Raw genomic sequence first — 12,995 nt, 5'->3', positions numbered from 1 at the left:
TTGTTAGTGTAGAGCAAAAAAGGGTTTTTATGTGTTTTTAATTTAGTAATTTTGTGGAATTATTCCACAAACTGTGGACACATTCCACAAGAAAAAACAGAAGATGCCACCATGAATAAAAAAATGATTTTTTCTTTTATATCTGATATATAGATTGTTATATGTGATGGATAAGATGGTGATAGATTGGCATCGGATTTGTCTTAATAGAAAGAAACAGGGTTAAATTTAATAGACAAACAAACATGAGACAGTTTTTTACGAAAAAAGAATTGAAATTAAAGAAGAAGAGGTTGTTGATGATGGTTGTCTGCATGGCGGTATTGTTGGCAGGTTACTTTATTCTGACTTGGCCTAAGAAGGTTGAACCGGAAGCTCCTACCGTGATTGTGGAATCAGCAGAAAAAGGAGATGTGGAGATATATGGCGAGTACGTGGGGCGTATTCGTGCCCAGCAGTTTGTAGAGGTACGTGCGCGTGTGGAAGGGTATTTGGAGAATATGCTTTTTGCAGAAGGAACGTATGTCACCAAGAACCAGGTGCTTTTTGTTATAAACCAAGACCAGTATAGGGCAAAGGCCGACAAAGCCCGTGCACAGTTAAAGAAAGATGAGGCGCAGGCATTGAAGGCAAAACGAGATTTGGAGCGTATCCGCCCTCTTCATGCGCAGAATGCTGCCAGCCAGTTGGACTTGGATAATGCCCAGGCTGCCTACGAGACGGCAGAAGCTTCGGTGGCGATGAGTCAGGCCGATTTGGACCAGGCCGAATTGGAATTGGGGTATACGTTGGTCCGTTCTCCGTTATCGGGACATATCAGTGAAAGAAATGTGGATTTGGGAACATTGGTCGGACCGGGAGGTAAGTCTTTGCTGGCTACGATTGTGAAAAGTGATACGGTGCTGGTAGATTTCAGCATGACAGCATTGGATTACCTGAAAAGCAAGGAACGGAATATCGAGATAGGGCGTCAGGATTCTACACGTTCCTGGCAGCCGAACATTACAATTACTTTGGCGAATAATACTGTCTATCCTTATAAAGGCTATGTGGATTTTGCCGAACCTCAGGTAGACCCTCAGACCGGAACATTCTCCGTACGTGCAGAAATGCCGAATCCTGACAGAGTGTTGTTGCCGGGGCAATTTACAAAAGTGAAGCTGTTGCTGGATGTACGTGAGGGTGCTGTCGCTGTTCCTCAAAAGGCAGTTACCATTGAGAAAGGTGGTGCATATGTTTTTGTAATGCGCCGGGACTCTACGGTTGAAAAGCGTTTTATTGAGCTGGGACCTGAATTTGGTAACAATTGGGTAGTTGAGCGTGGTTTGGCTGCCGGAGAACAAATTGTGACAGAAGGTTTTCACAAGCTGACTCCGGGTATGAAAGTACGTGCCCAAGCTGCCGTTCCTAAAAAAGAGGGCGGGCAGACGAATGATTCTCTGAACAAGCAGGTCGTTTCTGAAACGGAGCAGACTACCCCGGTTGAGAATAAATCAAAGGACAACAACCCTTCAAAGTAATGATGTTATGAAAGTAAGTTTTTTTATAGACCGTCCGGTATTCTCGGCGGTGATATCGATTGTGATTGTAATTGTCGGTATCATTGGCCTGACCATGCTGCCGGTAGACCAATATCCGCAGATAACACCTCCTGTAGTGAAAATCAGTGCTTCCTATCCGGGAGCCAGTGCATTGACTGTTTCGCAGGCGGTGGCAACTCCTATTGAGCAGGAGATAAACGGTACTCCCGGTATGCTGTATATGGAGTCCAACAGTTCTAATTCCGGAGGTTTTTCGGCTACGGTCACTTTCGACGTATCCGCCGACCCGGATTTGGCTGCCGTAGAAATACAGAACCGTGTGAAACTGGCAGAGAGTCGTTTACCGGCCGAAGTGATTCAGAATGGTATTTCTGTGGAAAAACAGGCTCCCAGCCAGTTGATGACCATCTGTCTGACTTCCAGTGACCCGAAGTTCGACGAAATTTATCTGAGTAACTTTGCCACTATCAATGTGCTCGATTTGTTGCGCCGTATCCCCGGGGTGGGACGTGTTTCCAACATCGGCAGCCGTTACTATGCCATGCAGATATGGGCGTTGCCTGATAAACTTGCCAACTTCGGCCTGACGGTGCAAGACTTGCAGAATGCCCTGAAAGATCAGAATCGTGAGTCTGCTGCAGGTGTTTTGGGACAACAACCGGTGAAGGGACTTGACATTACTATTCCTATCACTACCCAGGGACGTTTAAGTTCGGTAAAGCAGTTTGAGGACATCGTGGTCCGTGCCAATGCCAATGGTTCCATCATCCGCTTGCGCGATGTGGCACGTGTTTCGCTGGAAGCCTCTTCGTATAGTACCGAGAGCGGAATCAACGGTGAGAATGCTGCTGTGCTCGGCATCTATATGCTTCCCGGAGCCAATGCCATGGAAGTTGCAAAGAATGTAAAGGCCGCTATGGAGGAAATCAGTGCGAATTTCCCTGAGGGAATGAGTTATGAGATTCCCTTCGACATGACGACTTATATTTCCGAATCCATTCATGAAGTATACAAGACGTTGTTCGAAGCGTTGATTCTGGTTGTACTGGTCGTATTCCTTTCTTTGCAAAGTTGGCGTGCGACGGTGATACCGATTGTTGCGGTACCTATTTCACTGATTGGTACCTTCGGTTTCATGCTTATTTTCGGTTTCTCTCTGAACATACTGACTTTGCTTGGATTGATTCTCGCCATCGGTATTGTGGTGGATGATGCCATTGTGGTGGTAGAGAACGTGGAACACCTCATGGAGACGGAGAAACTGGGTCCGTATGAAGCTACCAAAAAAGCTATGAACGGGTTGGCAAGTGCTTTGATTGCTACTTCATTGGTGCTTTGTGCCGTATTTGTGCCGGTAAGTTTCTTGAGCGGAATCACCGGACAGCTATACCGTCAGTTTACCATTACTATTGCTGTTTCCGTATTGCTTTCTACAGTAGTGGCTTTGACGCTCAGTCCTGTTATGTGTTCGCTCATATTGAAGCCCGACAGTGGAAAGAAAAAGAACATCGTTTTCCGTAAGATTAATGAATGGTTGAATCTGGGAAACCACAAATATGTGGCTGTCATCAACCGGGTCATCAGGAATCCTCGCCGATTGATGAGTGCGTTTGGTCTGGTACTGGTTGCCATTTTCATTATCCATCGGCTGGTGCCTACCAGCTTCCTGCCGACAGAAGACCAAGGCTATTTTAAGATTGAATTGGAATTGCCGGAAGGTGCCACTTTGGAACGTACCCGTGTAGTGACCGATCGTGCCGTGCAATACCTGGAGAAGAATCCGTACGTGGCATACGTGCAGAACGTCACGGGTAGCAGCCCCCGCGTGGGAAGTAACCAGGCGCGCAGTGAACTGACGGTTATCCTCAAACCCTGGGAAGAACGTAAGGGAATTTCCATTGATAAGATAATGGAGAATGTGGAGAAGGATTTGAAAGAATATCCCGAATGTAGAGTCTATCTTTCCACACCGCCGGTCATTCCGGGTCTGGGTACTTCGGGAGGTTTCGAAATGCAGCTTGAGGCACGCGGAGACGCAACGTTTGATGATTTGGTGCAAGCGGCAGATACGTTGATGTTATATGCCCGAAAGTACAAGGAGTTGGCAGGGCTTTCCTCTTCCTTGCAGTCCGAAATCCCGCAACTCTATTTTGATGTGGATCGAGACAAGGTGAAGATGCTGGGAGTACCTTTGGCAGATGTGTTTTCTACCATGAAAGCTTATACCGGTTCTGTCTATGTGAATGATTTCAATATGTTCAACCGTATATATAAGGTATATATTCAAGCCGAGGCTCCTTATCGCGAGCATAAAGACAACATCAATCTGTTCTTTGTGAAGGCGAAGGATGGAGTGATGGTGCCGCTTACCTCTTTGGGAAATGCTTCCTATACTACCGGACCGGGCAGCATCAAGCGTTTCAACATGTTTACCACTGCCGTAATCCGCGGTTCTGCTGCACAAGGCTATAGCTCCGGTCAGGCAATGGAGATTATGGAGCAGATTGCGCACGACCACTTGCCGGACAATATCGGTCTGGAATGGAGCGGTCTTTCCTATCAGGAAAAGAAGGCGGGAGGGCAGACGGGTCTTGTACTTACGTTGGTATTCCTTTTTGTATTTCTCTTCCTGGCTGCGCAATACGAAAGCTGGACGGTGCCTATCGCAGTGTTGCTTTCACTGCCGGTTGCTGCTTTGGGTGCCTATCTGGGTGTTGTGATATGCGGGTTGGAAAATGATATTTATTTCCAGATTGGCTTGGTGATGCTGGTGGGACTTGCGGCAAAAAATGCCATTTTGATTGTGGAGTTTGCCAAGGTACAGGTTGACAAGGGGGAAGACTTGATTTTGTCGGCCATCCATGCTGCCCAACTTCGTTTCCGGCCTATTCTGATGACTTCCCTTGCTTTTGTATTGGGTATGCTTCCTATGGTGTTGGCAAGCGGACCGGGCTCAGCAAGCCGTCAGGCTATCGGTACCGGTGTTTTCTTCGGAATGATATTTGCCATTGTATTCGGTATTGTGCTTGTACCGTTCTTCTTTGTGCTGGTTTATAAGGCAAAGGCAAAAGTGCAGCATAAAATCAAGAAAGACTGATTCACTTAAACAAAGACTGTTATGAAAAAAAATAAAATATATATCCTTTTGCTGCTGAGTATTTCCATATTCACTTCCTGTAAGGTCGGAAAGAGTTATGTCCGTCCTGAAATGTCCTTGCCGGACAGCCTTGTGCAACAGCAGGACAGTATCAGCATTGCCGACCAGCAATGGCAAGCTGTTTATACGGACAGTACTCTGCGCAGCTTGATAGACCGTGCATTGGAGTATAATAAGGACATGCAGATTGCGGCTTTCCGCGTCAAGGAGATGGCTGCCCAAAAGCGTATCAGTGTTGCCAATCTTCTGCCGCAGCTCACCGGAAAAGTGGAGGCCGAGCGTGAAGTGGATAATTATGGCGGTCATAGCCGTGATGTAGGCAATACCTATGAAGCCAAGGCATTGCTTTCCTGGGAACTGGATCTTTGGGGAAACTTGAGATGGAAGAAAGTGGCCGCCGTGGCCGAATACCTGCAAAGTGTGGAGGCACAGCGTGCGTTGCGCATGACTATCGTTGCCGAAGTTGCACAGGCTTATTATGAGCTGGTAGCCCTTGATACCGAACTGGAGATTGTACGCCAGACGCAAAAGGCGCGTGAAGAGGGAGTTCGCTTGGCCCGTATCCGTTTTGAAGGTGGACTGACCTCCGAGACCTCTTATCAGCAGGCACAAGTGGAGTTGGCCCGTACGGCTACGCTTGTGCCCGATTTAGAACGCCGTATCTCTCTGAAAGAAAATGATATCGCTTTTCTTGTAGGTGAATTTCCTACCCGCATTAAGCGTGTAAATTTTCTACAGGAACTGGATGTGCCGGAGTCTTTACCGGTAGGTCTTCCTTCCGATTTGTTGGAGCGCCGTCCTGATATTCGTGCGGCAGAGCAGCAGTTGAGGGCCGAGCATGCCAGAGTGAAAATTGCTTATACCAATATGTTTCCCCGTCTGGCGTTGACCGGACAGTTTGGATTGGAAAGTGATGTGCTGTCTAATTTTTTGGAATCTCCCTATTCCTTATTGAATGGTGCGATATTGGCTCCGCTTTTCGGTTGGGGAAAGAATCGTGCCGCCCTGAAAGCTCAGAAAGCTTCTTTTGAAGCCGAGATACATAGCTATGAAAAGACCGTACTGAATGCTTTTAAGGAGGCAAAGAATGCTATTGTGGATTTCAATAAAATAAAGGAAGTCTACCAGCTGCGTGCCAAACTTGAACGCTCTGCCAAAGGGTACGTGGATTTGGCACAATTGCAATACATCAATGGTGTTATCAATTATATGGATGTGCTCGATGCCCAGCGTGGTTATTTCGATGCTCAAATTGGAGTGAGTAATGCTATCCGTGACGAGCTTATTGCCATGGTAAATGTCTATAAGGCATTGGGGGGCGGCTGGCAAACCGAATGACGATTAGCGTTTTTATTTATCCGGTTATAAAAAAAGCAGGGGGTGTTGTTGCAATACCCCCTGCTTTTGTCAATAGTCAAGAATATTAATATCTTCTGGAGTTGTAACCGCCTCTTCTGTCGCGATTGCCGCCATTGAAAGATCTTTCTTCTCTGGGGCGTGCAATGTTTACTGAAATTTGTTTGCGGTCAAATTCGGCACCGTTCAACTCGTCAATGGCTTTTTGGGCGGCTGCGTCGTCCGGCATTTCTACAAAACCGAAACCTCTGGATCTTCTTGTTTCTCTGTCTGTGATGATTCTTGCAGAAGAAACTTCCCCGTACTCTGAAAATAAATCGTTTAAGTCAGCGTCTGTTGTGCTGAAGTTTAAACCTGAAATGTAAATGTTCATTTGAAATTTTAATTAATTGTAATTATTAAATTGGAGTATGGAGAATAATTATGGAAGAGACCGCCTGATAATAGTTATGTATTATAAAGAAGAACAATGCGATAATGACTCGTAACTCGAACTTTGCGACAAAGATAACACAATAAATCAGTTAATTGCTTTCTTTCCCTTTTTATTTTAGGATAAAAGACGATAAATGTCATTTTATACATTATTTCGGCCTCTCGTTTGCATATCTTACGAAAAAAAACGAAATTTGCGACGCTTTTAAACGGAACTTTACTAACACCTTTAAATAATTAAGAGAAATGACTAAAAGTGCATTGCAAATTGCAAGGGCTGCCTATCAGCCCAAACTTCCGAAAGCGCTGAAAGGAACTGTTAAGGCTGCAGAAGGCGCAGCTACTCAGTCTGTTGCTGATCAGGAAGAAATCAAGAAATTGTTCCCCAACACGTACGGAATGCCTTTGATTAAGTTTGAGACTACTGATGAGGCAGCCAACTTTCCCGCAATGAACGTGGGGGTTATCCTTTCCGGTGGACAGGCTCCTGGCGGTCACAATGTGATTTCCGGTATCTTCGACGGTATAAAGAAGCTGAACAAAGACAGCAAATTGTATGGCTTTATTCTGGGTCCCGGTGGCTTGGTTGATCATAATTACATCGAACTGACTGCCGAAATTGTCGATGAATACCGCAATACTGGTGGTTTCGATATCATCGGATCAGGTCGTACTAAGCTGGAGAAGGAAGAACAGTTTGAAAAAGGTTATGAGATTCTGAAGGAACTCAACATCAAGGCACTGGTAATTATTGGTGGTGATGACTCTAACACCAATGCTTGCGTACTGGCTGAATACTATGCTGCCAAGAATTATGGCGTGCAGGTAATTGGTTGCCCTAAGACCATTGACGGTGACTTGAAGAATGATATGATTGAAACTTCTTTCGGTTTCGATACGGCTTGCAAGACTTATTCTGAAGTAATCGGTAACATTCAACGTGACTGTAACTCTGCCCGTAAATACTGGCACTTCATCAAGTTGATGGGACGTTCTGCCTCTCACATCGCTTTGGAATGTGCATTGCAGGTACAGCCTAATATGTGTATCATTTCTGAAGAGGTTGAAGCTAAGGATATGTCTTTGGACGACATCGTGACCAGCATTGCCAAGGTTGTTGCTGAACGTGCAGCTCAGGGAAATAACTTCGGTACGGTTCTTATTCCCGAAGGATTGGTTGAATTCATTCCGGCCATGAAGCGTCTGATTGCTGAGTTGAACGACTTCCTTGCTGCCAATGCAGAGGAATTTGCCCAAATCAAGAAATCGGCTCAACGCGACTATATCATCCGTAAACTCTCTCCGGAGAATGCTGCCATTTACGCAAGCCTTCCCGAGGGTGTGGCACGTCAGTTGTCTCTAGACCGCGACCCGCACGGAAACGTACAGGTGTCTTTGATTGAAACTGAAAAATTGCTGTCTGAAATGGTGGGTACCAAGCTGGCTCAGTGGAAAGAAGAGGGTAAGTTCGTAGGTAAGTTTGCTGCACAGCACCACTTCTTCGGTTACGAAGGACGTTGCGCGGCTCCGTCAAACTTCGATGCTGACTACTGCTACTCTTTGGGTTATGCTGCATCAGCATTGATTGCCAACGGAAAGACCGGTTACATGTCTTCTGTACGCAACACTACTGCTCCTGCCGAAGAATGGATTGCAGGCGGTGTGCCCATCACCATGATGATGAACATGGAACGTCGTCATGGCGAAATGAAGCCGGTTATCCAGAAGGCTCTGGTGAAACTGGACGGTGCTCCGTTCAAGGCATTCGCTGCTCAGCGTGACCGTTGGGCTATGGAAACAGACTATGTTTATCCGGGTCCTATCCAGTACTTCGGTCCGACAGAGGTTTGCGACCAGGCTACGAAGACTTTGCAGCTGGAACAGGCTAAATAAGTTGACGCATCAACAAGTTGATAATAAAACGGAAGGGCGGTTCATTCCGCCCTTTCTTTTGATTTACTCATGGCAACCAAGACCTCCATAAATCCCCGGCGCAGAACTGCTGCCACCCGTCGCTCTTCCTCTCCCTCTTCGCGGAGTAAGAAGAAATCGCAGCCGCGTACCATGCCCGTATGGTTGCGCAATCTTTGGGCGGTCTGTATCATTCTTATTTTTTCTACCGGCTTTTACTGGTTTTTCATTCGTCCATACGCTTATCGTTGGAAGCCTTGTTACGGCCAGAAAGGATATGGTGTGTGCATGCCCTGCAACTATGAGGTGCATGGCATAGACATATCTCATCATCAGGGGAAGATAGATTGGGAACTCCTGGCACATAACAGAGAAGCCAAATTTCCCATCCATTTTGTTTTTCTGAAGGCCACCGAGGGCGGCGACCATGGCGATGATACGTTTACGCAGAACTTCGGTCAGGCGCGTAAGTATGGTTTTATCCGTGGTGCCTATCACTACTTTATCCCTAAGACCGATGCCCACAAGCAAGCCGATTTCTTTATCCGTACTGTGCAGCTGGCAAAGGGAGACCTGCCTCCCGTACTTGATGTGGAGACTATCGGCAAGCAGTCACCGCAGGAACTTAAAACGGCTGTCAAGACTTGGCTGGACAGAATTGAGTCTCATTATGGCATAAAGCCTATTCTTTATACTTCCTATAAATTCAAGAAACGCTATCTCAGCGATTCCATTTTCAATGCTTATCCTTATTGGATAGCCCATTATTATGTGGATTCCGTGCGCTATGAGGGCAAGTGGCACTTTTGGCAGCATACCGATGTGGGTGCTGTGCCCGGTATTGAAGAGGAAGTTGACCTGAACGTATTCAACGGGACATTGGAAAAATTGCAGGCACTTACTCTGCAAGAATAATCCTGGCACCACTGTACACAACACATTTCATGTGGCGACTATTTCATGCAAGTGTTCGTTATTGAACAAGTGTCCGTTATCGGACAGGATGTTAATATGTTATGAATCTCACAGTCAGTATATTACAATATTGGCATGCAACTTGTTTTTCTATTGCCCAAATAGCTGTGATATGATAAGAAAGTATTTGCAACAATCTTTTATGTTACTGAAACAAAATCCCTTGTTCAGTAGTCTTTACATCTTGGGCACCGGACTCGCCATAGCTTTGGCGATGGTACTTGCCATACTCTATTATATAAAGGTGGGAGATATTTATCCGGAAAGCCATCGTAGCAGAATGATGGTGGCTTTGTCTGCACATATGCAGGGAGAGGATACTTCTAATAATACGACTTGGTGTTATTCTTTGCCGTTTGTCAAGAATTGTTTTTATCCGTTGGAGGATGTGGAAGCTGTGACGGCAGTCACGAAAGTTGAGCCGGTCACTGTGAAATCGGAGATGATGAAACGGCCGTTGTCTGTCATGCGGAAGTTTACGGATGTGGCGTTTTGGAAAGTGTTCGATTTTAAGTTCATAGCCGGTGGGCCGTTTACGGAGGCGGACTTTCAGAGTGGAGTTCCTGTGGCAGTAGTTTCGGAAGAACTGGCCCGGCGCATATTCGGGCGGGTAGATGTCGTGGGAAGCGAGTTGAACATGAATTATCGGAAATATAGGATTTGTGGGGTAGTGAAGTCGCCTAGCTATGCTATGAAACTTAGTTTTGCGGATGTGTGGTTACCTTATACGTGTGATGTGTCTTTGAAAGACAGTTATATGGATGTAATAGGGGCTTTCCAAGTGGCCATTCTTTTGCATTCTGCCGGGGATGCCGGAAGGGTGAAGGAGTGTGTGGACGAATATGTACGTAAGTTCAACCTGCAGCCACACGATGGTTATAGGCTGGTGCTGCATGGACAGCCCTACATGTATTGGAAATCAATGTTCTATCAGAATGACATGGAAGAGTTGGATTATGCGAAGATTCTTCGTGAGATGGGTGTTTGGTTGCTGTTGCTGTTATTGGTGCCGGCGCTCAACCTTTCGGGGATGATTGCTTCACGTATGGAGTGGCGTCTGCCCGAGATGGGAGTGCGTAAGGCATTCGGGGCAACCCGTGGCAGATTGTTTGCACAGATAATTTGGGAGAATTTGCTATTGACCGTATTGGGGGGAGTACTGGGATTATTGATTTCTTTTGGTATGCTGTTTTTGGCACAACAGTGGTTGCTGACTATGCTTGACGGAGGAACACAGCTCTTTCCGGATGGCACACAGGGCGTTACGTGGGACATGCTTTTCAATCCATACGTGTTCTTGTTCACGTTTCTCATCTGTGTGTTGTTGAATTTGGTTTCAGCATTGATACCGGCTTTTCTATCTTTGAAGAAAAATATTGTTTATTCTCTTAACAAACAAAAATGATATTATTATGTTTGGACAAATCATACGATACCTTTGGAACTGCCGTCGCCACAATTTGTGGATTATGATAGAGCTGATTGTAATTACTATCGTCAGCTGGATGGTGATAGATCCGCTTTTTGTGCTGAATTATAACCGTGGAATTCCTGACGGTTATGATGTTGACGGGCTGTATCGCTTGCAACTGATGCGGAATCCGGAAGATACGGTGTCCAATCCGGCCGATGACTATCGGCTGATTATGCAGAAGTTGCGCAACATACCTTCCGTTGATGCCGCTACTTGTGTGTTGCGTGGTGCTTATCCCAGTTCGCCGGGTATGAATGCCAACAATATAGTGAAAGATACCGTAGCGATAACCACTACCTATATTCCTTTTTTCCGTGGTTCGGACTTTTTCCGTACTTGGCGTTTCCGTTCGGCATCAGACGGCACATGGGAGACCTTGGAGAATCTGGAAGTGCCTGATGATGGTATTATCTTGAGTGAAGATGCCGCCGCAGTTTTGTCCGGAGGAGGCGACATGGTAGGTCAGACTGTGCATGAAGGTAATGGAGACGGCCCCTCTTATCGGGTGGTGGCGTTGATGCGGCCTTTCAAGATGCGTAATGGCATGCAGCCTTGTGCCGTGCGGTTGGTACCTATTATAGGTGAGATGCCCGAGTGGGGATTTAATGGGATGCGCATCTTTATTCGTGCAAAGGAAGGAATCTCGGAAGAGCGTTTTGTAGAGCAATTTTTGCAATGGTCGGATGAGAATCTGGCGGGAGGGTCATTGGTGTTCAAGGATTTCTTGCCGTTTCACGAAATACAGGCAGCTTCGGATTTGGAGAAAGGCGTTACCAATGAGATACGCTCTAAATATCTCCTTGCTGTCTTTTTCCTGTTCAATTTGCTGCTTGCAGTGAGCGGGACGTTTTGGATGAACACCAGTGGCCGGCATGAAGAAATAGGTATCCGTCTTTCGTATGGTGCTTCGCCCGGAAAAATCCGGCTGATGCTGTTTGGCGAGGGGATAGCATTGACGACAGTTGCCGTGTTGCTGGGATGTTTCGTCTATTTCCAGTGGGCGTGTTTTGAGGGTTTGTATGCTTTTGGCGATCTGTATTCTTATGAAAAGAGAATGGTTGTTACGTCCGATTCCTATTTGCCCGGCCATTTCGGTTTGCACTTTATGATTGTTTCGTTGCTGGTATATCTGTTGATGATGCTGGTAACGTGTCTGGGAATATCTGTTCCGGCATACAGAATCAGTACCATTTCTCTGGTGAGAGCGTTGAAGGATGAGTAATCAATCCTTCAACACTTTTACAGGCATGAAGAATTACGGTTTTTGAAACTTCACCGCCGCCCATCGGTTCTTTTCACAATGGTGGACAAAGTGCAGTCCGTTGCGTTCGGCTTCTTCGCGGATGACGGGAATGTCATCTATGTAGAAACCGCTCATCAACAACTCCGCTCCGGGATTCATGCGGGCTATGTAGTACTTCATGTCCGCCAGGAGGATATTGCGGTTGATGTTGGCGATAACCATATCAAACGGACCTTTGCTTTCCAGAGAGGAGGCGTCACCTTGGGATACGGTAATGCTATCCACTCCATTCAATGCTATATTTTCGAGGGAGTTGCGTACACACCATTCATCTATGTCGATAGCCGTACAAGGAGAGGCTCCACGCATACGTGCCAGTATGGCGAGGATGGAAGTTCCACACCCCATATCGAGCAGTGATTTGCCTTGCAGGTCACTGTCCAGCAGTTCGCCGATGATGAGGCTGGTGGTCTCGTGGTGTCCCGTGCCGAATGCCATCTGCGGATTGATGACGATGTCATATTCTGCTTGTGGGACATCGTTGTGAAAAGTGCTGTGAATGACACAACGGTCTCCGATAACGATGGGCTGGAAGAAGTTCTTCTCCCATTCCTCGTTCCAGTCTTTATCTTCTGCTTCCACATAACTGTATTCTATTTGTGCGTCGGGCAGGGGAAAGTAGGCAAGTGCCTCTTTAAGAACGGTTTCGCTATAAAGTTCTTTCTGTATGTAAGCGGTGATGCCGTCGGTCTGTTCGACAAAACTTTCAAAGCCGGCTTCGCCCAGGACGCCGGAAAGTACATCGTTGACTATTTCTGTACACGGAACGGTGCGGAATGTAAATTCTAAATATTTCATCGGAATATAATTGTTTGTTAAATACAGAATATGCTTCTTAGAAGC

At 46.3% G+C, this 12,995-nt stretch carries 9 protein-coding genes; 7 read left to right on the top strand and 2 right to left on the bottom strand.

The genetic code is table 11. The annotated features are described in order from the left end of the window. The first annotated feature begins 245 nt into the window (after positions 1-245). From HU824_RS04055 to HU824_RS04045, 3 genes are read left to right on the top strand one after another with little or no spacing between them, the layout of a single operon-like run. Entirely contained in the window at positions 246-1,520 is a 1,275-nt protein-coding gene (locus HU824_RS04055; protein WP_136009295.1) for an efflux RND transporter periplasmic adaptor subunit, read from the top strand. 7 nt (positions 1,521-1,527) lie between these two features. Next, complete coding sequence (locus HU824_RS04050) at positions 1,528-4,638, top strand: efflux RND transporter permease subunit (protein WP_136009294.1); 3,111 nt, start codon at positions 1,528-1,530, stop codon at positions 4,636-4,638. A 21-nt stretch (positions 4,639-4,659) separates the two neighbouring features. Continuing rightward, positions 4,660-6,036 carry an efflux transporter outer membrane subunit gene (locus tag HU824_RS04045; protein WP_136009293.1) on the top strand — a complete coding sequence of 459 codons (1,377 nt, stop codon included), beginning with the start codon at positions 4,660-4,662 and terminating at the stop codon, positions 6,034-6,036. 85 nt (positions 6,037-6,121) lie between these two features. Here HU824_RS04045 and HU824_RS04040 read toward each other — a convergent pair whose 3' ends face one another. Then, on the bottom strand, positions 6,122-6,427 hold the full coding sequence (locus HU824_RS04040) for an RNA-binding protein (protein ID WP_136009292.1): 306 nt from the start codon (positions 6,425-6,427) through the stop codon (positions 6,122-6,124). A gap of 308 nt (positions 6,428-6,735) precedes the next feature. Here HU824_RS04040 and HU824_RS04035 point away from each other — a divergent pair, with 308 nt between their 5' ends. The 4 genes from HU824_RS04035 (at position 6,736) to HU824_RS04020 (ending at position 12,071) form a co-directional block, all read left to right on the top strand. Beyond that, the gene (locus tag HU824_RS04035) at positions 6,736-8,382 is read left to right on the top strand and encodes a diphosphate--fructose-6-phosphate 1-phosphotransferase (RefSeq protein ID WP_136009291.1); all 1,647 of its coding nucleotides are present in this window, start codon (positions 6,736-6,738) and stop codon (positions 8,380-8,382) included. A gap of 69 nt (positions 8,383-8,451) precedes the next feature. After that, positions 8,452-9,315 carry a glycoside hydrolase family 25 protein gene (locus HU824_RS04030; RefSeq protein ID WP_176468172.1) on the top strand — a complete coding sequence of 288 codons (864 nt, stop codon included), beginning with the start codon at positions 8,452-8,454 and terminating at the stop codon, positions 9,313-9,315. A 202-nt stretch (positions 9,316-9,517) separates the two neighbouring features. After that, positions 9,518-10,780 carry an ABC transporter permease gene (locus tag HU824_RS04025; RefSeq protein ID WP_255260460.1) on the top strand — a complete coding sequence of 421 codons (1,263 nt, stop codon included), beginning with the start codon at positions 9,518-9,520 and terminating at the stop codon, positions 10,778-10,780. 7 nt (positions 10,781-10,787) lie between these two features. After that, entirely contained in the window at positions 10,788-12,071 is a 1,284-nt protein-coding gene (locus HU824_RS04020; protein WP_176468170.1) for an ABC transporter permease, read from the top strand. A 33-nt stretch (positions 12,072-12,104) separates the two neighbouring features. On the opposite strand, the gene prmA is transcribed toward HU824_RS04020, so the two are convergent. Beyond that, positions 12,105-12,950, bottom strand: coding sequence for a 50S ribosomal protein L11 methyltransferase (gene prmA / locus HU824_RS04015; protein WP_176468169.1), 846 nt, complete (start codon positions 12,948-12,950; stop codon positions 12,105-12,107). Between the last annotated feature and the right edge of the window lie 45 nt (positions 12,951-12,995).

The sequence above is a fragment of the Bacteroides sp. L10-4 genome (assembly GCF_013373675.1).
GTDB classification, from domain to species: domain Bacteria; phylum Bacteroidota; class Bacteroidia; order Bacteroidales; family Bacteroidaceae; genus Bacteroides; species Bacteroides muris.
Note: the sequence above shows the minus strand (reverse complement) of the source record. Positions and strands in the feature narration are given on the sequence as shown.